Here is a 19,985-nt window from a genome sequence, read left to right on the forward strand (position 1 = left end):
GTCATGTCAGAAGACGACGCAACGAGTCCGGAAGGTCGCACTGAGGAAGCTACGGTGGTTCCTGAAACACCGGAGGACGCCCAGCGTGCCTTGATTCTCAGTGGCTTCGACCGCGACTCCGAGCATCCGCGGAAATTGGCGACGGGGCGGGGAGCGGGGACGGATTCCGGGATCGACTTCTTCTACGAGGCCGGCACGATTCTGGTGCGGGAAGAGCATTTCGAGCATGTGCGCAGGATTCTGGACCAGTTGCACCTGCTGCCCCGCGGTGACCGGGAGCCGGTGTCGCGGCCGGTGATCGCTGGTATCCGGCTGATTCGGTTGAACCCGGAGCTCAATCCGCAGCTCGGCACCCTCGAGACGCTCAAGCTGCTCCGGGAGGGTGGCGAAGTCACGATCAACCGCCCCGCAGATCAGCCAGGGGACGTGGACACACCGGCGGAAAGCTCCGGGCCGGAGCAGGGCGAGCGGCCCGCGGACGATGCGGGGTCCGCGGAAGGTGCGGGATCCGAAGAAGGGGAGCGCCCGCCGAATACGGTGCCGCAGACGGTGCTTGTCACTGGGCTTGGGCCTGGGGTGGGGACACCGAATCATCTCGTCTCCATCACCGGTGGCCGGGGCAACGGTGCAGGTTGTCCGGCGACCGAGCCTGAGCCGGTGCCGGCCGGAAGCGCCCCGTATCCCGGGTACACACCGCATCGATCCGCCGGCGAGGGCGTCAAGATCGTCGTCGTCGACACGGGCTTCGATGACACGGCGCCGGACCGCAGCGACTGGCTGAAAGGCGTGGAGGGGGACAAGGACCTCGGGATCCTCGGCAACACTCTGGAGTTCTACGCCGGCCACGGAACGTTCATCGCGGGAGTCATCAGGTCCGTCGCCCCGCTCGCGGAGGTCTGCGTCCGGAAGGGGTTCGGACCCGAGGGCACGGTGGTGGAGTCCGACCTGGTCGCGAAGCTGGACGAGATCATCGAGAAGGACGACCCCGACATCATCAGCATGTCGGCGGGCACGTACTGCCACGACGCGACCGGCCTGCCAACCTTCGGGGTCTTCAACGAACGACGTCTCAGCCATCACAAGGGTGTCGTCTTCGTAGTTGCTGCGGGCAACTATGCCGACCGGAAGGCGTTCTGGCCGGCCGCGGCGCCGTACACCGTGTCCGTCGGAGCGCTCAACACGTACTGGCACGGACGAGCGAGCTTCAGCGACTACGGCGGCTGGGTCGACGTCTATGCGCCCGGGCAGGACCTGATCAACGCGTTCCCGGTCGGGAACTACACGTATCGCGAGCCGCCGCACGTGGGTCCCGGACGCCCGCCGCGGCAGGAGGAGTTCCACGGCATGGCGAGATGGAGCGGTACGTCGTTCAGTACGCCGCTCGTCGCCGGGCTGATCGCAGCGCGGATGTCGCGAACCGGCGAGAACGGCCGGGACGCGGCGGCCGCATTGATCGCGGAGGCCCGGCAGGCAGCACAACCCGGTGTCGGAGCTGTGCTGCTGCCGGAGTAGCCGGGTTCAGCGCTGGTCGTCGTTCGGGGTCGTCTCTTCGTCCGGGACCTGGGAGTCCTCGGGCGGAGTGACGCCCAGCAGCGGACGCAGTCGCACCATCGCCTGATCGGTGAACAGACCGGCCAGGCAGCCCGTCATCATCAGCACTGTCACGCCGGCCGAGGAGGTCGTCTCGTCGCCGATGCTGATCAGGCCGGTGTTGACGGCGACGACGATCACCGAGCCCAGCAGAGCGGACCAGACCGGACGCAGCAGGTACCACCAGACGAACCCGCGCTCCAGCGTCTCCAGACCGGCCCGCTGGGCGAAGACCATGCTCTGATGGATGACGCTGCCGACGGCGCCGGCTGCCGCGCCGACGATCAGCAGCGACATGTTCAACGTGGTCGTGAAGTCCGGGCCCCACCAGTGCACCGTCCGGGTCGCGATGCCGGCCGACCCGGTGATCTCCTGGTCGGACACGAGCCGCTCGGCGATGCCGTACGCCGCGATCAGACCGACCAGCGTGATGATCGCCTCGGCGAAGTTGATCGCGCCGATCATCCGCCGGGTCATCGGCTTCATCGCGGCCTTGTTCCGCGGCCGGGCAATGCCAGGCCGGGCAGTGGCAGGACGTGCTGTGGTGGTCACTGGATCCCTCCGGTTCGTTCTCTTCCCCTCCCGAACCAGAGTCGCGAGGCCGCGCCCGGATACATCCGGATTCGGGTGCGGGCGGTGGTATCAGATCCGGCGGATCTGACTCCGGTTGGCATGGCCACGTCCGAGGGGAGACGGGACATGGGAACGCAGCAGAACCATCGCATCAGACGGCAGCTCAGAGAGACGAACGCGTTCAGCGGTACGTCGCTCTTCTTCGGCGTGTTGTCGTCCGTCGTGTGCGCGGCGATCATTCCGGCGCTGGGCGCGGGGCGGATCGCGACCGTACTCGGCGCCGTACTGAGCCCGTTGGTGGTGGCGATGTTCACCACGCGAGGACCGGGGGTGATCCGTACTGTCGGCATCGCGTCCGTGACCGCCATCGCCTTCGTCGTCAGCCTCGGTGGGTTCACTCTGCCCGAGGCGATCGCGGGCCACGGATCACTGACCTCGGACCGCGCGGGCACCTTCGTGTACACGAAACGGGGCCCGACACCGACCCCTCCGCAAGCCGGTCCAGCGACGAATCCCACGCCAGTGCCCGAACCGTCGGACTCGCCCACTTCGCCTGCACCCTCGCCCGAGCCATCGGGGCCTTCGCAGGCCGGCGCGGCGATCGAGCTGCCGGACCGGCGGGAGTGCCCGGAGATCCCGGTGGGCGACGTGAAGGTCTGCAAGCAGATCGGCGTCGGGAACGCCGGGGCCAAGACCGTCGAGATTGCCACCGGGGAGATGAGCGGTGCTCACGCTGACGACTTCCTGATCACCCACCGGTGCGACGGGAGGTTGAAGCCGGGAACCGGGTGCTCGGTGCGGGTGGAATTCCGGCCGTCCGGCAGTGGCCTTCGCGAAGCCAGCCTGACTCTGTACGTGCAGCCTGGCAACATCACGCGTGAGATCGCCGTGACCGGCAACGCGATCGCCCTCGACGGAACCGAGTGAGCTCGTCAGCGGCTTCGAGAGTGGCGAGCGGTGAGGACGGCGGTTGCGGCCGCTGTGCAGGTGGCCAGCGCGGTGGTGACCAGGCCGCGGTGCTGGGACGCCCAGAGTTGGTAGCTGCGCGGGGTTGAACGGTCGTCGAAGACGCCGTGCGTCCCGTAGTCCTGGCCCTCCTTCTGATCGGCCGGGTGCCAGAGGTTCGCGGCCTGGTCAGGGTCGGAGACCGAGTCGGTCTGCTGGGACTTGTAGCCGGTTCGGGCCAGGTAGCGGTCCAGCAGTCCGGCGGCGAACTTGTTCGCGATCAGCGTGGCGACGGTCGGCGTACCGACCCAGTACTCGCGGCGCTGTGGATGGTCCGCGGCGAACACCACCGCGTCGGCTGCGACCTCGGGCTGGAAGATCGGCGGCACCGGCTGCGGATGCTTGGGCAGCTTCGACAGGACCCAGGAGAACTGCGGGGTGTTCACGGCAGGCATCTGCACCATCGTGACGCGCACGTTGGACTTGTCGTGCAGCAGTTCGCACCGCAACGAGTCGTGGAATCCCTGGATCGCGTGCTTGGCTCCGCAGTACGCCGATTGCAGCGGGATGCCGCGGTACGCCAACGCGGACCCGACCTGCACGATCGACCCCCGGTCGCGCGGCTTCATCCGGTCCAGTGCGGCGCGGGTGCCGTAGACATAGCCGAGGTACGTCACCTCGGTCGCCCGCTTGAACTCCTTCGGCTCGATCTGCGTGAACGGCGCGAACACCGAGGTGAAGGCAACGTTGGCCCAGACATCGATCGGCCCGAGTTCGTCCTCGACGCGCTGCGCGGCTGCCTCGACCTGTTCGTACTCGGCGACGTCGACCGGGATCGCGAGCGCCGTACCGCCGGCCGCCTCCACGTCGCGAGCCGCACCCTCGAGGCCTTCCTTGCCCCGTGCCAGCAACGCGACCTTGGCGCCCCGCCGGGCGAACGCGATCGCACTCGCGCGACCGATCCCACCACTCGCGCCCGTCACCACCACGACCTGCTTCGTCACGCCCTCCGCCTCCTCAGCTCGATTCAGGACTCGGTCCGACCGGTACCCCGATCGCCGTACCGGATGCACAGGTTTGGGCCGGGGCACGGGAAGGCATGCGGCTGACCGAGACTGCTGACGTCTGGTGGAAGAACGCGGTGGTGTACTGCCTCGATGTCGAGACGTTCTTCGACACCGACGGTGACGGGCGCGGTGATCTGCAGGGCGTGAGTCAGCGGATCGACCATCTGGCCGAGCTCGGCGTCACTTGCCTGTGGTTGATGCCGTTCTATCCGACGCCGGACCGCGACGACGGGTATGACATCACCGACTTCTACGGGGTCGATCCCCGGCTGGGGTCGCACGGCGATCTGGTCGAGCTGCTCACGCTCGCGCAGGACCGCGGGATCCGGGTGATCGCCGACCTGGTCGTCAACCACACTTCTGACCAGCATCCGTGGTTCCGGAGTGCGCGGGAGTCGCGGCAATCGCCGTACCGGGGCTGGTACGTCTGGCGGGACGAGCCGCCGCCCGACGCGGACAAGGGAATCGTCTTCCCGGACCAGGAGGACAGCCTGTGGCAGTACGACGAGGAGGCCGGTCAGTACTACCTGCACCGGTTCTACAAGCACCAGCCGGATCTTGACATCGCGAACGCGGAGGTGCGTGAGGAGATCGAGCGGGTGATCGGGTTCTGGTCGCAGCTGGGGATGTCCGGGTTCCGGGTCGACGCCGTACCGTTCCTGCTCGACACCGCCGGCGCGCTCGATGCATCCGGCCTGCCGGATCCGCACGACTATCTGCGTGACCTGCGGGCGTTCCTGGATCGGCGGCGCGGTCAGTCGATGCTGCTCGGCGAGGTCAATCTGCCCTATCCCGACGTACGGCGCTTCTTCGGGGACGAGGACGGCGACGAGCTGACGATGTGTTTCGACTTCATCGGGATGCAGCGGCTGTATCTGTCCCTGGCGCGCAACGATCCGGCCGAGCTGGTGCAGGCGTTGCGGTCGCGTCCGGATCGGCCGGAGGAGGGCCAGTGGGGCACGTTCGTCCGCAACCACGACGAACTCACGCTGGACAAGCTGTCCGACGAGGAACGCCAGGAGGTGTTCGACGCGTTCGGTCCGGCGGAGAACATGCAGCTGTACGGCCGCGGTCTGCGCCGGCGGTTGCCGCCGATGTTGGGGAACGACCTTGCCCGGCTGAAGATGGTGTACAGCTTGCTGTTCTCGTTGCCTGGTACGCCGGTGCTGTTCTACGGCGAGGAGATCGGGATGGGGGAGAACCTCGCTGCGGAAGGGCGCAACGCCGTACGGACGCCTATGCAGTGGACGACTGGGTTGAACGGCGGGTTCTCGACCGCTGACCCTGCTGAGCTGGCCGCTCCGGTGACTGAGGGGGAGTTTGGTCCTGAGCACGTCAACGTCGCTGCTCAGCGGCGCGATCCGGAGTCGCTGCTGAACTGGATGCGGCTGTTGATCCGGCGGTATCGGGAGTGTCCCGAGCTGTCGTGGGGCGAGTGCACGATCCTTGAACACGAGTCGCCGTCGGTCTTCGCGCACCGGTCTGACCACGAGGATGGGACGATCGTTGCCCTCCACAACTTCGCTGCGGAACCGGCTCGGGTCACCTTGGCGGTGGCGGGTGCTGGGGTCGGCGTACAAGCGGTCGATCTCCTGCACGATGGCACCACGGACGTCCAGGAGGACGGCATGATCTGTCTCGATGTGGATGGCTACGGCTCGCGTTGGCTCCGCATCATCCGGCCGGGCGACCGCTACATCCTGTGATCTTGTAATCCCACGCATCCGCTACGCGCGCTCCTGTCGTCGCGTGCTCGCGGACCCTCCCGCCCAGCCTTGAGGGCAGGCTGCCGCCTGCGATCGACTGCCGGGAGGTGGTCGTGGCGCTGATGTATTCACCCGATGGGGGCGCGTGAGCGGGTGATGCTTCGGAGGGAACGTCGGCGTGGCCGAGCTGACTGTAGGTGGATGCCTCCGGTCACCGGCCCGGATCCGGCCTGTCACCAACCTCATGACCATGTACCAGTTGGACGGCTTTCCGGAAAGTTGTCGTCGCCTGGTGGCGATTTGTTTCCGGACATCGCATCGGCGCGACAGCCTGCCTCAAGGTCGGATGCGTGGGGGATCCACCCCAGCCGCATGCGCATGGATCGGCGGATCGGGGGCACCCGGAGCGCGACAAACGTCCGGAACTTCGAGGAGGAGAGTTCGATGGATGCTGGCGACAAGATGAAGCACGCCGCCGAGTCGGCCAAGGGCAAGATCAAGGAGAAGACCGGGGACGCGACCGACAATCGCGATCTGCAGGCCGAAGGGCAGGCGGAGAAGACGAAGGCCGACCTGAAGCAGGCCGGCGAGAAAGCCAAGGACGCCTTCACAGACTGACAGCGCGTGATCGACCCGCGGTGTCAAGGCCGCAGTCGCCTGAGAGTCCTACCGCCCGCCGGGGGGGTATGCCCCAGCGCCCCGGCACGTGCAGCCACGGAAGCAGTGCGCCGATCGGGAGTCGTTTCAGGTCAGTACGGGCAGGCGACCCCACCTCCGCCGGTCGGATGCGTGGGGTCACCTCAGCACGCCACAGGCACGGTTCGTACCGGTCTGAGGAGTTGCGGGGCAAAATAGGGGCCATGGAACGCGGTGAGTTGGAAGACGCGGCGGATGCCGGCGTCCTCGACCGGGGACCTGCCCGATCGGGGCTCGTCCCGGACACGGACGCGGTGGCTGGTGTGTTCGCGCGCCTGGCGCTCGAGTTGCATGACTCGGCGGGGGTCGAGGAGACGGTGCAGGCCGTGGTGGAGTTCGCGCTGCAGGCGCTGGGTTGTTCGCACGCCGGTGTCGCGCTGGCCACTCGCGGGCGGCCTGAGGTTCCGGCGGTGACGGATCCGGTGGTTGGGGAGATCTACCAGTGGCAGATGGCGAGTCGCGAAGGTCCCCTGGTGGTGTCGATGCGTGAGCACAGCACGCTGCTGGTGCGAGACACCGCGACGGACGGCCGGTGGCCGGACTGGGCGGCGAAGGTGCTGTCGCTGGGTGTCCGCAGCGTTCTCGACGTTCCCCTGACGACGGCAGCCGGCACAGTCGGCGTACTCGGGTTGTACAGCGCGACGCCGGATGCGTTCGACGCTGACGACGAGGCGGTCGCGCACATCCTGGCCAGGCATGCGTCGGTGGCGGTGGCGACCGCGCGCAAGGAGGCCAGCCTGGCTCAGGCGGTCGACGCGCGCAAGCTGGTCGGGCAGGCGATGGGCATCCTGATGGAGCGGTACGGCGTGGACGGCGATCGCGCGTTCGCGATCCTCAAGCGGTACTCCCAGGACACCAACACCAAGCTCCGCGACGTGGCCCAGCGCCTGATCGACACCCGCAAATTACCGAAGTAAGACTCCGGGATCGAGCGGAGTCCGTAATCCGGTTGAGTGCCTCAGGGGGCTAGTGCGGTATACCGCAATGGTGGCAAGCTTGCCCCCGGGTGGGCCTGTTGAGCAGTCAGCAGCCGAAGTGGGATTCGGGTTGTGGCTGGAGGAATGATGACCGTCGGTGGTGTCGATACGTACTACGACTACGACGAGAAGCAGTGGAAGAGCCGGAGACTCGGCGGCGGACCGATTCGTCGCGGACCGGTGTGCCCGGCCCCGAAGTCTCCGGAACAACACGAGCAAAGCGGTGGCCAGAAGCCGCCCGAAGCCCGCAATCGGCCGCACAAGTCAGTAGCCCTTGGTGGTTGATCATCAGGTCCGGGCGATGACCTGGAACATCTGGTGGCGGTTCGGACCTCGGTGGCGTGAGCGGCAGCCCGGGATCCTCGCAACGATCGAGCGGTTCACGCCCGATGTCGTCGCCTTGCAGGAGGTCTGGAGCGCAGACGGTACGACGCAGGCCGAGGAACTCGCGCAGCAGCTCGGCTTCCACTCGACGTTCGCGGCTCCCTCGTATCCGACTGCGCCAGATCCGCCGGTGCTTCCGGACCACGAGGGTGTCGAACTCGGGGTGGCGTTGCTCAGCCGCTGGCCGATCCTGAACCAGGACGTGATCGCGATGCCGTCACGCCACCGCGCGTGGGATCCGGTCGTCCTGAGAGCCTCGGTCGCTCATCCCGCCGGCCCGCTCCCGATCCTCGTGGCGTGCCTCGAGCACGCGACGACATACAGCGATGACCGGCTGGCTCAAGCCGGCCTACTGGCCGACCTCGCCACCGATCCCGCCACCGACGGACCGTGTCCGTCCTTGGTGATGGGAGACCTGAACGCCGCGCCCGACAGCGCCGTACTGCGGCCGTTGCGCGACGTACTGATCGACGCCTGGGTGGATGGGAACGGCGCATCGGACGCGGTCACGCTGCCCTCGACGCATCCGTCTGCTCCGCTCGAAGCCGGCCCGGAGTTGGTCGACCAGCGGATCGACCACATTTTCTACCGGCCCGGGCACGAGGATCAGCTCGTCAACGTCGAGTCGGCCGTCATCGCTGGGGATGCTGTGGACGGCGTCTTCCCGTCCGACCACAGAGCGGTGATCTGCGACTTCCGCTGGCATGATCGGTGAACCGATCGGCGGAAGGGATCTGGTGGAGTTCAACCTTGCTCAGGTCAATGTCGCGAGGATGCGGGCGGAGGCCGGCTCGCCTGTCGTCGGTGAGTTCATCGCGGCGCTGGATCCGGTCAACCGGCTCGCGGACCAGAGCCCGGGCTTCGTCTGGCGCCTCCCGGCTGCCGATGGGCACGTACTGACCCACGGGCCTGGCGGTGCGCGCGATGTGGTGAACCTGTCGGTGTGGTCGTCGTACGAGGACCTGCATGCGTTCGTCTATCGCAGCGCGCACGGTCGCTTCGTGCTGAAGCGGAGCCGGTGGTTCGAGAAGGTCCAGCAGCCGTCGACCGCACTCTGGTGGCTGGCCGCGGGTGAGCACCCGACCGTCGAGGACGCCCTGGCCCGCCTCGACTACCTGCGCCGCTGGGGTCCATCCCCGAAGGCCTTCACCCTCCGCCGCCGCTACGACCCGAACGGGCGGCCGGTAGGTGTCAGAAGCACCCGGTGACGGGTCAGCGGGCTTCGAGGATTGCGAGGTCGCGGGTTGCGAAGCGGTAGTGCTCGCAGGCTTCTTCCATCAGTACGGCGAGGCATTCGGCGACCGCGAAGGGTTCGTCGGGATAGCCGGGAGCCGGGTTGCGGTTGCTGGTCCGGCCGAGGTCGGCGTTGGTGAGGGCGTCGACGGTACGGCGTACCAGGGCCATCCGGTCGGCGAGGACCCGGAGGACTTCGTCGTACGCCGGGGTCGCGTCGAGGTCGATGCCTAGGGCAACCGCATCCTGGTCGGCGTACCAGGACTGGATGACGCCGAGCGGATGGTACGGGCGTTCCTGGTCGAGGACCGTGCGGCTGAGCCAGGCGTCGACGATGAAGACGAGGTGGCGCAGGGTCTCGGCGAAGGACCATTCGCCGTCGACGCGTTCGTTCCAGGCGGCCTCGGGCAGGCGTTCGGCACGTGCGATGGCGTCGGACCAGAGCTTCTCGACCGTGTCCCACATCGCGCGGAAGCCGTCGGCGTCCTGGATCTCGCGGAGCTGGACGCGCTCGGGATGCCGGCGGTCGAGTTCGGCGTCGACGTACCCGGTCACGTCGACTCCGTTGACGAGCAGCCGCTCGACGTATCCCGAGATGTCGACGTCGACCAGGCAGCCGTCGACGATCTTCACCCCGGACAGATCGCAGTCGGTGAAGCGTGCGCCGCGGAGATCCGCGACCCGGAACGCCGCACCGCGAAAGGTATCCGTTTCCTCGCCGCCACCCGAGAACCGGTGCGGGCCGTACTGAGCGTCATCCATCGCCATAGTCAACCATCTACGGACCTCAGCGGAGGGTCGCGATTTCCGGCGAGCCGTCGCGATGGAGTGGCGGGGTCAGCTGGGCACCCGGCCCCGGAGTCTGTCCTTCGCGCCACGCTCGACGAACAGCGGCACGAAATCCCGGATCGGGTTGGGTTCGAACTCGGGCCGGCTGGCCTCGACCGCGGCCGCGACATCGTCGGCGGGGACGTCAGGGAACTGCTTGCGCAGGCGCACGATCGCCTCGGCGATCGCGCGATCCTCTTCGGACCTGTCCATCTTTCAACTGTGAAGTCCCCGGTGACCGAAAATCAAACGCACTCCCGATAACCGGACGCCGGCCCCCGGCGTCGAACGATGAGTCAGCGGCCGGTGGTGCCGTCGATCTGTTCGCGGATGATGTCGGCGTGGCCGGCGTGCCGGGAGGTCTCGCCGATGACGGCCAGGATCGCCCAGCGCAGGTCGTGGCTCTTGCCGTTGCGGGTCACCGGTGCGTCCGCGTCGCCGATCGCGGCGACGATCTCGTTGCTGGTCTGGCAGGCAGCGCGGTAGTCGGCGCGAAGGTCCTTCAGCGAAACCGTTGGGTCGACCTGCATCGACCGCTTCCCCCGGGTCGCCTTCCGTCCGGCCACGATCTCCTCGAACCACAGCGACTCGACGAACGTCAGGTGCTGGATCAGGCCGGCGATGTTGGTACCGGAATCGACCGTACTGCGCCGCGCATCCGCCTCACTCAGCCCGGCCGACTTCTTCAGCACTCCGGCCCGCAACCCATCGAGCGCCGCACACAACTGCTCGACCTCGCCAGTCATGCTGCGAGCATAACCACGCCACGCGGCGGTCTCAGTCGTCCGTTGTGGGCTCCTTGTTCCAGCCGTGGAACGAGCTGAGATCGCCGGCGTCCCAGGCGGCGCGCAGTCCGGGCGTGCTGAGGTCCCAGTCCGGACGGCATTCCTGGCTGACCTCCCGGAGGTCCCGCCACAGCTCGGCGATCGACGGCCGGCCCCAGAACCAGTACCCGTTGTAGATGCTGTGGACCACCAGTCCCGGTTTGAGGACGATGGTGTGCGGGATCATCGGGTCGTTCTCGGGATCGGTGTACTCCTGGATGTCGAGGTCCCGCTGGACGATCCGTCCCGGGTCCTCCAGGAACGGCCACTGCGCGCCGACCGACGCGCGGAACTCCTGCAGGGTGTGGTGCTCGTCGGTCGCGATCGTGACGATCTGGGCGTACCCGACCGCGATCTTCGGATAGAACGCCGCGAGCTCCTGGTGCTGCTGGTGCTCCTTCGGGCAGTAGTGCCCGCGCGCCAGCGTGAGAATCATCGGATCGTCCCCCTGCAACTCACTGAGCTTCCGCGGAACGCTGGTGTGATCCGGCAACTCGTAGTCGGGGAACGCACTCCCGGGAGTGATGTCGGCACGCATTGAACGTCTCCGCTGCTTATTCCGGGAGTTTGGCACCGGACTGTTCGGCGGCCATGTACTCGGCGTACCAGGCCGGCCAGTTCTCGTCGAACTCGCCGCCGTGGCGCTTCTCGTGTTCGCCGTGGGCCGTGGCCGCCCGGATCAGCGCGTCGCGCAGGTCGTCGACGGAGGCGAACGACGTTTCGTCGGACTCGATCCGGCCGGGGAGCCGGCTGGTGATCTCCTGCAGCAGCCAGCGGTTGCCGTCCGGGTCGCTGAACGTCGCGAACGAGCTGTAGCTGGCGCCCTCCTCTGCCCGCCCGCCGACGCGATCGCTGCCGTCGGTGTGGAACTGGGCGCCCGGCGCACCGGGGTGGAACACCTCGCTGACCTCGACACCGAGCCCGGCGAGCTCGTCGCGAGCCGCCTGGATGTCGGACACGATCAGGTACAGACCCTGGGCCGAGCCCGGCGTGGCCGAGGTGATGCCGGCGCCGAACTGGACCGAGGCCGGCGACCCCGGCGGGGTGAACTGGACAACCCGGAAGCCGTTGTCGAAGGCGAAGTCCGCGTCTTCGCGCCAGCCGAGGTTCGCATAGAACGCCTTCGCGGCGTCGACGTCGGTCACCGGGATGACGGTGGCCTCGAACTTGAACGGAACCTTCCCGGTGCGCCCGTCGGCGCCGGCAACTCCGGTCGAGTCCTGGGTGGTGCTCATGTGTGCCTCCTGGATGGGTGTCTGCTTGTACAGACGATCCTCGCGCCGCGACTATTCCGTCGCACCAGGGTGACTCACTGGTGCGACCTACGTGCGGCGTGGAGGAAGGTCGGACGTGAACATCGCCGTCACCCCGGGAGCCGACCATGCCTACCTCCGATCTCCTCGTCCCACTGCGCAGCCGGGCCGGCGTCGCGATTGTCGCGGCGACCGTGCTCGCCTCGGGGATCGCGTGGTACGACGCGTACGTCGTGAACGTCGCGGTGCCGGCGATCGGCAGGCACTTCGGCGCCGGTGTCTCGTCGGTGCAGTGGACACTGACGGCCTACCTCCTCGCCGTCGCGTCGCTGCTGCTCCTGGCCGGTGCACTGGCCGATCGGTTCGGCCGGCGGCGCGTGCTCGTGGTCGGCCTGCTCGTCATGCTCGGGGCGTCGTTCCTCTGCGCGGTCGCTCAATCGATCGGCTGGCTGATCGGTGCCCGGGCGATCCAGGGCATCGGCGCGGCCCTCGTCGTACCGATCAGTCTTGCCTTGCTGAACGGCACGCTGCGCGTCGCCGATCGCGCGAAGGGCATCGGGATCTGGGCGGGCCTGTCCACAGCCCTGAGCACCATCGGTCCGTACGGCGGCGGCTGGCTGATCGACAACGCGTCCTGGCGCTGGGTGTTCCTGCTCCCACTGCCGTTGTTCGTGGCCGTGTTCGCCGTACTGCGGCATGTGCCCGAGACGACTCGCGATCGGCCGGCGCTGTCGGTCGACGTGGTCGGTGCGGTGCTCGGAGTCGTCGGATTGGGCGGCCTGATCTACGCGTTGACCGAGGGGCCCAGTGCAGGTTGGTCGAGCGCGCGCGTGCTGGTCCCGGGTGTGATCGGTGCCCTAGGGCTGATCGCGTTGCTGCCGGTCGAGAACCGCCGACGCGCACCACTCCTGCGGCTCTCGCTGTTCGAGTCGCGCCAGTTCGACGCGATCAACGTCGTGACGGTCCTCGTGTACGGCGCTCTCGCGGCGGGCGGCTACTTGTTCGTGGTGAACTGCCAACTCAGCCTCGGCTACACGGCCGCGCAGGCCGGGGCGGCGCTGATCCCGGCGTCCATCGTGTTCCTCCTCCTGTCGCCGTTCAGCGGAGCGCTCGTGTCTCGTCTCGGGCCGCGGTGGCTGATGTTCGCGGGGATCCTCATCATCGCGGCCGCTCAGGTCTGGCTGGCCCAGGCGGCTCCCGGTTCCAGCTACGTCGGCACGATCCTGCCCGCCGCACTGGTGCTGGGCGTCGGACAGGGCGTGATGGTCGCGCCGCTGACGGCGGCTGTTCTCGCAGCTGTCAGCGACGCCGATCTCGGCGAGGCGTCCGCGATCAACGACGCGGCCGCCCGGGTCGGCGCACTGGCCGTGATCGCTCTTGTGCCTCTGCTCATCGGTGCGACGGCGGGCAGCAGCCTCGCCGACTCACTCGCCGACGGCTACCGCCCGGCGATGCTCGTCCTCGGCGGGGTCTGTGCGGTAGCCGCCGTACTGGTCGCCGTCTTCGTGTCGAACGACCGGGCCGAGGCACCCCGCCTCGCCCCGCCGGCCCCGCACCACGGCTGCGCCCTCGCCGTCACCACGGAGGCGACGGTGGGCGCGGCGAACTAGGTTCGCAAGGCTTTGAGCGCTTCGACGTAGATCTCGGAGAAGGTCGGGAAGGGCTGGATCACGTCGCGCAGTACGTCGAGGGGTACGGCGGCCCGGATCGCGAGAGCAGCCTGTTGCAGCCATTCGCCGGCCTCAGGCCCGAGGGCGTACGCGCCGGTCAGCTTGTGCCCATCGCTGAGCACGGTGAGGAAGCCGTTCGACTCGGCGTACGCGTGGGTGTAGGTGGCCGTCTTGGCGACGCCGGAGAGCGCGGCCGTCCCGCTGTACGACGCCTCGATCGCTCCGACCGAGGCCGCCTGTGGATCGGTGTAGACGACCCGCGGGACCGCGTCGTAGTTCGCCTCCCGCGGATCGCCGAGGATGTTGGCGGCAACGACCTCGCCCTGGTACTTGCCGACGTGGGTCAGCGGCCACAGACCGGTGATGTCGCCGACGGCCCAGAGCCGCTCACCGGCGCGGAGCCGGGAGTCGACCGGAACACCGCGACGGTCGGGTGTGATGCCGAAGGTCTCCAGCCCGATCCCTTCCACGCGCGGGCGACGGCCGGTGGCCACGAGGAGCTTGTCGCCGCGCAAGTCCCGGCCGTCACTGAGACTCAGCACGTAGTCGTCGCCGTCGAGCCGCGCAGCGGCGATCTCGACCCCGAGGACGAGCTCGATCCCCTCCCGGCGGAGTGACTCGCCGAGCGCATCGCCCAGCGGCGCGGGCTCCCGGTACAGCAGGCGTTGGGCCTGGTCGACCAGCGTCACCTCACCGCCGAGGCGTCGTACGACCTGGGCCAGCTCAGTGCCGACCGGACCGCCACCGATGATGAGCAGGTGGCGGGGGACCGCCTTCATGCCGGTCGCCTCGCGACTCGTCCAGGCACCCTCGAGTTCGCGCAGACCTGGGATCGGTGGGATGGCCGCATCCGCACCGTTGGCGAGTACGACGTTGCCGGCCGTGTGCCGTACGCCGTCAATCTCCACGACACCCGGTCCCGCCAGGCGGCCGGAGCCGCGGAGCAGGTCGATACCGTTCTTGGCCAGCCACTGCTCCTGACCGGCGTCGGAGTAGTCCGACACCATGAAGTCGCGCCAGGCGAACACCGCCTCGACATCGACCTCTGCAGTGGCACCGGCGTCCCGCGCGCCCCGCACGGCCTCGCCCGGACGGAGCAACGACTTGGACGGGATGCAGGCGTAGTAGGAGCACTCGCCGCCGACCAGTTCACGTTCGACGACAGCGACCCGCAGGCCGCCCTCGGCCAGGGCACCGGCGGTGTGCTCGCCGGGTGATCCGCCGCCCAGGACGATCACGTCGTACTCGGTTGTCATATTCGGTTCCTTCCTCGACAGGTGCTGTGTCCACGCTCGCTCGCCGGTTGGGCGGGTCGCACCAGGGAGAGTCCCTGGACTCAGGACCGGGGAGTTGCACTAGCGCGATTCCGGTCGCCCGGCCCGATGATGGAGGCAACCCGAGACAACGGAGCCGACGATGAGCGACCAGGACCAGCGACCGCGTGAGCAGCCCCCGTCGGATCCGGACGACCGATCCAACGGTTCGCAGCGGCCCGCCGACCAGCCGTGGCGGACCGAGGGGCTCCCGCCGCGCAAGCAGGGGGACAAGCCGCGGCGGCCGAGCTGGCTGCGGTGGGTGGCGTTCATCGTCGGCGGTTACCTGGTGCTGTTCCTGCTGACCACGATGCAGGACCAGATGTCGGGCAGCGCGGAGACGGTGTCCTACACCGAGTTCTCGGCGCAGGTGCAGAAGGGCAACGTCTCGGAGATCTTCGCCCGCGGTGACACGATCCAGGGCCAGCTCAAGAACGAGGCCCCGGTGCCGGGCAAGAGCGACTCGAAGTACACGAAGTTCACCACCGAGCGGCCGACGTTCGCCAACGACGATCTGTACAGCGCCCTGCAGAAGGCCGGCACCACGGTGAAGGCCACTCCGGTGGTCCAGCAGCGCGGAGCACTGTGGAACCTGCTGATCTCGTTCGCTCCGATCCTGCTGCTGGTCGGGTTCTACATCTGGCTGTTCCGGCGCCAGCAACGCGCGGCCGGGGGAGGGCTGAGCGGTCTGCTCGGTGGTGGGCAGAAGAAGCCGGTCGACCCGCAGACCGTGCGGACCACCTTCGCCGACGTCGCCGGGATCGACGAGGTCGAGGACGAGATCTCCGAGATCGTCGACTATCTGAAGGACCCGGACAAGTACCGCCGGCTCGGTGCCCGGGCGCCGAAGGGCGTGCTGCTCTCGGGCGCACCCGGGACCGGGAAGACACTGCTCGCGCGGGCTACGGCCGGCGAGGCCGGGGTGCCGTTCTTCTCGGCCGCCGCCTCGGAGTTCATCGAGGCGATCGTCGGTGTCGGGGCGAGCCGGGTCCGCCAGTTGTTCAGCGAGGCCCGGAAGGTCGCGCCGGCCATCATCTTCATCGACGAGATCGACACCATCGGCCGGGCCCGGGGCGGCGCCCGCTCGTTCGGTGGTCACGACGAGGGCGAGCAGACGCTGAACCAGATCCTCACCGAGATGGACGGGTTCTCGGGAACGGAGGGTGTGGTCGTGCTGGCGGCCACGAACCGGGCCGACGTGCTGGATGCGGCGCTGCTGCGACCCGGCAGGTTCGACCGGACGATCACCGTCCATGCCCCGGATCAGAAGGGCCGGGAGGCGATTCTTCGCGTGCACGCGCGGGGCAAGCCGCTGGCCGCCGACGTCGACTTGACTGCGGTGTCCAAGTCGACTCCGGGCATGACCGGCGCCGACCTGGCGAACCTGTTGAACGAGGCAGCCCTGGCTGCTGCTCGCGACGGCCGGTCGGAGATCGTCCGCCGGGACCTGACCGACGCGCTGGAGAAGATCCAGCTGGGTACCGCCCGCAACGTCGTGATGCCGGAGGAGGAGCGACGCCGTACGGCGTACCACGAGGGCGGGCACGCACTCCTCGGCATGATCCAGGTCGGCGCGGACCCGGTCCGCAAGGTGTCGATCATTCCCCGCGGTCGCGCGCTCGGGGTGACGTTGTCGACGCCCGAGATGGATCGGTACGGCTACGACGCGGAGTACCTGCGCGGCCGCATCATCGGAGCTCTCGGCGGGATGGCGGCCGAGCAGGAGATCCTCGGCGTGGTCACCACCGGCGCCGAGAGCGATCTGCAGACCGCCACCCAGATCGCCCGTTCGATGGTCGGCCGGTGGGGTATGTCCGCCGCAGTCGGACCGGTGTCGGTGCTACCGGTCGACGGCGACCCACGGGCCGTCGCGTCCGACTCGCTGCTCAACACCGTCGACGACGAAGTACGGCGCCTGATCGACGAGTGCTACCAGGAGGCCAGGCGGCTGATCCGCGACAACCGCGACCGCCTCGAGGGCATCGCCGAACAACTGCTCCGCCACGAAACGCTCGACGAGGCCGACGCCTACGCCGCAGCAGGCATCCCCCACGACGCCCGCACCTAACGCCTGGGCCGACGGCTAGTTCGGTGGAGTGGTGGCGCTCAGACGGTTGCGGCCCCGACCATCACGACCGGGCCGCGGGCAAGCCGCAGGACGTTGTACGACGCGGAGCCACGCACCACTCGTCGGAGCCAACCGTGGCGGTCCGCGCCGAGTACTGTCAGCGCGGCCGCCGGCGACTCGGCCAGGACGGCGCTGTCGATCGGTCCACGGGTGAAGTCCCACTGGACGTGGACCTCCGGATAGGCCATCCGCCAGATCTGCACCGCGTCTTCGACTGACCTGCGCCGGCTCGATGCGGCGGCGTGCACGACGGTCAGGCCGGTGCCCCGGCGCCTCGCGGCGCGGAACGCGAATCCGAGCGCGGCCGGCGGACCACCGTTGTCGTCGACACCGACGACAACGCGGCCCGCGGACGGCCCGACCGCGCCTCGCTTCGAGAGCCCGATCACCGCAAGGGAGGCCGTCGTACTGCGGGCCAACCGCCGGGTCAGCGTCCTTTCGAGCCTGGACCGGCGACCATGCCCGAGAACTATGAGCGCTTTGTCGCTCTCGCGTGCTTCGGTGACCAGGGCGGTGACTTGCCTGCCCGGGAAGACGTGGGTCCTGATGCGCAGGTCCGGGGCGATCCGGCGGGCGCGGCGTACGGCCACTGTGACGACGTCCTCGGCCGACTCACGAGCTTGCAGGTCCACGGTCGGGTTGCCGACAGGGTCGAGCAGACGGGGAAAGCGGAACGTGTACACGATCCGCAACTCCGAGCCCCGTGCCGCGGCCTCGGCCGCCGCCCACTCCAGCGCGTCCAGGTCGGTGGTGTGCTCGTCGACCAGAACGACGACCGGGCCGTTGTCCGGGCCGGCCGCCGGCGCAGAGGTGCGGCCCGCCGCGGCCTCGGCGCCTTGCCGCCCGCGGAAGAGCTTCATGAAGTTGCCTCCTAGACCGTGCCTCTGTACTCCTCCACGGTCGCGCCGCCGCTGTCCGCTCACACCAGTGGAAGACACGGGCCAAGTCCCTGGTGTGCCCTGGCGGGATCACTTCCGATGAAGGTCGGACGGGCTAAGTGGTGGCGCGGGTGAGGCTGGTTTCGATGCGTTGCAGGATTGCCAGTGCGTCGGCTTGCTCGGTGGGGGTGAGGTCGCCGGTGGCGCTCTCTTCCAGGTGGGCCCAGATGCGTTCGACCTCGCGGCGTACGGACTGGCTGGCGGGGGTGGCCTCGACGATCGTGGCGCGCTTGTCGGTGGTGCTGGGCCGGATGCGCACGAAGCCGGCGTTCTCCAGTCGTCGCACGGTGCGGGTCATGGTCGCGGAGTCGGAGCCGAGGACGCGGACCAGTTCCGTTTGGCTCTGCGGGCCGCGGTCCCACAGTTGCATCATCACCAGTTCCTGACCGAGGCGCAGGCCGAGCGGGCGCAGCAGCTGGCCGGCGATCATCCGGTGCAGCCGTGCCACCCGGACGATCGCGTTGGTCAGCGGCTGAGCCGGCATGGACGGCTGCGGCGCGTGCTCTGAAGGACTCATCAGCCTCTCACCAGGATCGTTTAGCTGTTCAACCAGTTGTCACTGTAGCGGAACGTCGATCGAGCGACCTCTGGGTGGTCCGTCCCGCGCAATCCAAGGCATTGAGTGACGCAGGTCACACAGTCAGCGGAAATGGTTTGGAAGAATTACCTGTTCGAACAGGTATTGGGTCGCCGCGGAGGGCGGCGACCTCCCTCGAGAACGGGAGTCCGACCATGTCGATGGCCTTCGACCCGTACGACCTGGGTGGCAAGCGCCTGGCGAATCGCATCGTGATGTCCCCGATGACCCGCAGTCGCGCCTACGGGCCCGGAGCGAGCCCAACGGCCCTGACCGCGGAGTACTACGCGCAACGGGCGGGAGCCGGCCTGATCGTCACCGAGGGCACCCAGCCTTCGCTGGTCGGCCAGGGGTACCCCAATACGCCGGGACTGCACAGCGCCGAGCAGGTAGCAGCGTGGCGAACGGTGACGGACGCCGTGCACCGCGCGGGCGGGGTGATCTACGCGCAACTCCTGCACACCGGCCGGATCGGCCACCCCAGCCTGCTGCCGGATGGCCTGCACCCGGTCGCCCCGTCCGCAACGGCCGCGCAGGGGCAGGTGTTCACCCACGACGGCCCGCAAGACTTCCTCACCCCGAAGGAGCTGACCGAGACCGACATCTCCCGGACCATCGGCGACTTCGTCGCGGCCGCCCACAACGCGATGGCCGCTGGGTTCGACGGGGTGGAACTGCACGGCGGCAACGGATACCTGATCCACCAGTTCCTCGCGCCGAACGCCAACCGTCGTACCGATGGCTGGGGCGGTCCGGCCGAGCGACGGATCCGCTTCCCCGTCGAACTGGCGTCTGCGGTGGCCGACGCGGTCGGGGCCGAGAACGTCGGGCTCCGCATCTCACCCGGCGTACCGAACAACGACATCGTCGAGGTCGATCCCTACGGGACGTACGGCGCTCTGCTCGCACGACTGGCTCCGCTCGGACTGAGCTACCTGCATCTGATGGAAGGCCCGGACCGCGACCTGACCTACCGGCTGCGCAAGGAGTGGCCCGGCACGTTCATCCTCAACCCGCAGACCCTTCCCGAGACCACCGGTCCGGATGCCCTCGACCTGATCGAGGACGGCACTGCGGATCTGATCGCGTTCGGGGCGCTGTTCCTGGCCAACCCCGATCTGCCCGACCGCCTCGCTGCCGGCGGCCCCTACAACACGCCGGACAGCACCACGTTCTACGGCGGCGACTACCGCGGCTACACCGACTACCCGACGCTCGCCGGACTCCCGGGAAGGCCTTGAGATGCAACCCGCAGTAGAAATTCAGCCCGCAGTCAGGAGATC

20 protein-coding genes are annotated in these 19,985 nt (G+C 68.4%); 10 read left to right on the forward strand and 10 right to left on the reverse strand.

Annotation, left to right across the window (positions count from 1 at the left end):
• The first annotated feature begins 54 nt into the window (after nt 1-54).
• On the forward strand, nt 55-1,512 hold the full coding sequence (locus E0H73_RS30105) for a S8/S53 family peptidase (RefSeq protein WP_165555879.1): 1,458 nt from the start codon (nt 55-57) through the stop codon (nt 1,510-1,512).
• Between the two features lie 6 nt (nt 1,513-1,518).
• Here the strand turns inward: E0H73_RS30105 and E0H73_RS30110 are convergent, their stop codons facing one another.
• On the reverse strand, nt 1,519-2,076 hold the full coding sequence (locus tag E0H73_RS30110; protein WP_131361970.1) for a hypothetical protein: 558 nt from the start codon (nt 2,074-2,076) through the stop codon (nt 1,519-1,521).
• 213 nt (nt 2,077-2,289) lie between these two features.
• On the opposite strand from E0H73_RS30110, the gene E0H73_RS30115 reads away from it, so the two are divergent.
• Nucleotides 2,290-3,090, forward strand: coding sequence for a hypothetical protein (locus E0H73_RS30115; RefSeq protein WP_131361971.1), 801 nt, complete (start codon nt 2,290-2,292; stop codon nt 3,088-3,090).
• Between the two features lie 5 nt (nt 3,091-3,095).
• Here the strand turns inward: E0H73_RS30115 and E0H73_RS30120 are convergent, their stop codons facing one another.
• Nucleotides 3,096-4,112, reverse strand: coding sequence for an SDR family oxidoreductase (locus E0H73_RS30120; protein ID WP_131361972.1), 1,017 nt, complete (start codon nt 4,110-4,112; stop codon nt 3,096-3,098).
• 95 nt (nt 4,113-4,207) lie between these two features.
• Here E0H73_RS30120 and E0H73_RS30125 point away from each other — a divergent pair, with 95 nt between their 5' ends.
• From E0H73_RS30125 to E0H73_RS30150, 5 genes are all read left to right on the forward strand, one after another.
• On the forward strand, nt 4,208-5,881 hold the full coding sequence (locus tag E0H73_RS30125) for an alpha-amylase family protein (protein ID WP_131361973.1): 1,674 nt from the start codon (nt 4,208-4,210) through the stop codon (nt 5,879-5,881).
• Between the two features lie 444 nt (nt 5,882-6,325).
• Entirely contained in the window at nt 6,326-6,499 is a 174-nt protein-coding gene (locus E0H73_RS30130) for a CsbD family protein (protein WP_131361974.1), read from the forward strand.
• Nucleotides 6,500-6,741: 242 nt separating this feature from the next.
• Nucleotides 6,742-7,494, forward strand: a complete 753-nt coding sequence (locus tag E0H73_RS30135; RefSeq protein WP_131361975.1) for a GAF and ANTAR domain-containing protein — start codon at nt 6,742-6,744, stop codon at nt 7,492-7,494.
• A 361-nt stretch (nt 7,495-7,855) separates the two neighbouring features.
• Nucleotides 7,856-8,653 carry an endonuclease/exonuclease/phosphatase family protein gene (locus E0H73_RS30145; RefSeq protein ID WP_131361977.1) on the forward strand — a complete coding sequence of 266 codons (798 nt, stop codon included), beginning with the start codon at nt 7,856-7,858 and terminating at the stop codon, nt 8,651-8,653.
• Nucleotides 8,643-9,146, forward strand: coding sequence for a DUF3291 domain-containing protein (locus E0H73_RS30150; protein ID WP_131361978.1), 504 nt, complete (start codon nt 8,643-8,645; stop codon nt 9,144-9,146). The genes E0H73_RS30145 and E0H73_RS30150 overlap by 11 nt, the downstream gene beginning before the upstream one ends.
• 4 nt (nt 9,147-9,150) lie before the next feature.
• On the opposite strand, the gene E0H73_RS30155 is transcribed toward E0H73_RS30150, so the two are convergent.
• The 5 genes from E0H73_RS30155 to E0H73_RS30175 all read right to left on the reverse strand — a co-directional run bounded on the left by E0H73_RS30155 (nt 9,151) and on the right by E0H73_RS30175 (nt 12,058).
• The gene (locus E0H73_RS30155; RefSeq protein WP_131361979.1) at nt 9,151-9,933 is read right to left on the reverse strand and encodes a DinB family protein; all 783 of its coding nucleotides are present in this window, start codon (nt 9,931-9,933) and stop codon (nt 9,151-9,153) included.
• Between the two features lie 75 nt (nt 9,934-10,008).
• A complete protein-coding gene (locus tag E0H73_RS30160; protein WP_131361980.1) occupies nt 10,009-10,212 on the reverse strand; it encodes a three-helix bundle dimerization domain-containing protein in 204 nt (67 codons plus the stop codon).
• A gap of 83 nt (nt 10,213-10,295) precedes the next feature.
• Nucleotides 10,296-10,745 carry a DinB family protein gene (locus E0H73_RS30165; protein WP_131361981.1) on the reverse strand — a complete coding sequence of 150 codons (450 nt, stop codon included), beginning with the start codon at nt 10,743-10,745 and terminating at the stop codon, nt 10,296-10,298.
• Between the two features lie 31 nt (nt 10,746-10,776).
• The gene (locus E0H73_RS30170) at nt 10,777-11,361 is read right to left on the reverse strand and encodes a redoxin domain-containing protein (protein WP_131361982.1); all 585 of its coding nucleotides are present in this window, start codon (nt 11,359-11,361) and stop codon (nt 10,777-10,779) included.
• 16 nt (nt 11,362-11,377) lie between these two features.
• Entirely contained in the window at nt 11,378-12,058 is a 681-nt protein-coding gene (locus E0H73_RS30175; RefSeq protein WP_131361983.1) for a VOC family protein, read from the reverse strand.
• A 146-nt stretch (nt 12,059-12,204) separates the two neighbouring features.
• Between E0H73_RS30175 and E0H73_RS30180 the strand changes: the two genes are divergently transcribed.
• Entirely contained in the window at nt 12,205-13,686 is a 1,482-nt protein-coding gene (locus E0H73_RS30180) for a DHA2 family efflux MFS transporter permease subunit (RefSeq protein WP_131361984.1), read from the forward strand.
• Here E0H73_RS30180 and E0H73_RS30185 read toward each other — a convergent pair.
• Nucleotides 13,683-15,002: a dihydrolipoyl dehydrogenase family protein gene (locus tag E0H73_RS30185; RefSeq protein WP_131361985.1), complete on the reverse strand. Its 1,320-nt coding sequence runs from the start codon at nt 15,000-15,002 to the stop codon at nt 13,683-13,685. The genes E0H73_RS30180 and E0H73_RS30185 overlap by 4 nt on opposite strands.
• A 160-nt stretch (nt 15,003-15,162) precedes the next feature.
• On the opposite strand from E0H73_RS30185, the gene ftsH reads away from it, so the two are divergent.
• The gene (gene ftsH / locus E0H73_RS30190) at nt 15,163-17,127 is read left to right on the forward strand and encodes an ATP-dependent zinc metalloprotease FtsH (protein WP_131361986.1); all 1,965 of its coding nucleotides are present in this window, start codon (nt 15,163-15,165) and stop codon (nt 17,125-17,127) included.
• A gap of 38 nt (nt 17,128-17,165) precedes the next feature.
• Here ftsH and E0H73_RS30195 read toward each other — a convergent pair whose 3' ends face one another.
• Complete coding sequence (locus tag E0H73_RS30195; RefSeq protein WP_131361987.1) at nt 17,166-18,047, reverse strand: universal stress protein; 882 nt, start codon at nt 18,045-18,047, stop codon at nt 17,166-17,168.
• 133 nt (nt 18,048-18,180) lie between these two features.
• Nucleotides 18,181-18,609, reverse strand: coding sequence for a MarR family winged helix-turn-helix transcriptional regulator (locus E0H73_RS30200; RefSeq protein ID WP_131361988.1), 429 nt, complete (start codon nt 18,607-18,609; stop codon nt 18,181-18,183).
• 248 nt (nt 18,610-18,857) lie between these two features.
• Here E0H73_RS30200 and E0H73_RS30205 point away from each other — a divergent pair, with 248 nt between their 5' ends.
• A complete protein-coding gene (locus E0H73_RS30205) occupies nt 18,858-19,943 on the forward strand; it encodes an alkene reductase (protein WP_131361989.1) in 1,086 nt (361 codons plus the stop codon).
• Nucleotides 19,944-19,985: the final 42 nt, after the last annotated feature.

Source organism: Kribbella pittospori, from assembly GCF_004331465.1.
GTDB classification, from domain to species: Bacteria; Actinomycetota; Actinomycetes; order Propionibacteriales; family Kribbellaceae; genus Kribbella; species Kribbella pittospori.

Coding starts and splice junctions, on each gene's coding strand:
- E0H73_RS30150 (WP_131361978.1), top strand. CDS start 8,643: ATGATCGGTGAACCGATCGGCGGAAGGGATCTGGTGGAGTTCAACCTT.
- E0H73_RS30195 (WP_131361987.1), bottom strand. CDS start 18,047: ATGAAGCTCTTCCGCGGGCGGCAAGGCGCCGAGGCCGCGGCGGGCCGC.
- E0H73_RS30135 (WP_131361975.1), top strand. CDS start 6,742: ATGGAACGCGGTGAGTTGGAAGACGCGGCGGATGCCGGCGTCCTCGAC.
- E0H73_RS30145 (WP_131361977.1), top strand. CDS start 7,856: ATGACCTGGAACATCTGGTGGCGGTTCGGACCTCGGTGGCGTGAGCGG.
- ftsH (WP_131361986.1), top strand. CDS start 15,163: ATGAGCGACCAGGACCAGCGACCGCGTGAGCAGCCCCCGTCGGATCCG.
- E0H73_RS30180 (WP_131361984.1), top strand. CDS start 12,205: ATGCCTACCTCCGATCTCCTCGTCCCACTGCGCAGCCGGGCCGGCGTC.
- E0H73_RS30205 (WP_131361989.1), top strand. CDS start 18,858: ATGTCGATGGCCTTCGACCCGTACGACCTGGGTGGCAAGCGCCTGGCG.
- E0H73_RS30175 (WP_131361983.1), bottom strand. CDS start 12,058: ATGAGCACCACCCAGGACTCGACCGGAGTTGCCGGCGCCGACGGGCGC.
- E0H73_RS30165 (WP_131361981.1), bottom strand. CDS start 10,745: ATGACTGGCGAGGTCGAGCAGTTGTGTGCGGCGCTCGATGGGTTGCGG.
- E0H73_RS30160 (WP_131361980.1), bottom strand. CDS start 10,212: ATGGACAGGTCCGAAGAGGATCGCGCGATCGCCGAGGCGATCGTGCGC.
- E0H73_RS30110 (WP_131361970.1), bottom strand. CDS start 2,076: ATGAAGCCGATGACCCGGCGGATGATCGGCGCGATCAACTTCGCCGAG.
- E0H73_RS30155 (WP_131361979.1), bottom strand. CDS start 9,933: ATGGATGACGCTCAGTACGGCCCGCACCGGTTCTCGGGTGGCGGCGAG.
- E0H73_RS30170 (WP_131361982.1), bottom strand. CDS start 11,361: ATGCGTGCCGACATCACTCCCGGGAGTGCGTTCCCCGACTACGAGTTG.
- E0H73_RS30200 (WP_131361988.1), bottom strand. CDS start 18,609: ATGCCGGCTCAGCCGCTGACCAACGCGATCGTCCGGGTGGCACGGCTG.
- E0H73_RS30125 (WP_131361973.1), top strand. CDS start 4,208: ATGCGGCTGACCGAGACTGCTGACGTCTGGTGGAAGAACGCGGTGGTG.
- E0H73_RS30185 (WP_131361985.1), bottom strand. CDS start 15,002: ATGACAACCGAGTACGACGTGATCGTCCTGGGCGGCGGATCACCCGGC.
- E0H73_RS30130 (WP_131361974.1), top strand. CDS start 6,326: ATGGATGCTGGCGACAAGATGAAGCACGCCGCCGAGTCGGCCAAGGGC.
- E0H73_RS30115 (WP_131361971.1), top strand. CDS start 2,290: ATGGGAACGCAGCAGAACCATCGCATCAGACGGCAGCTCAGAGAGACG.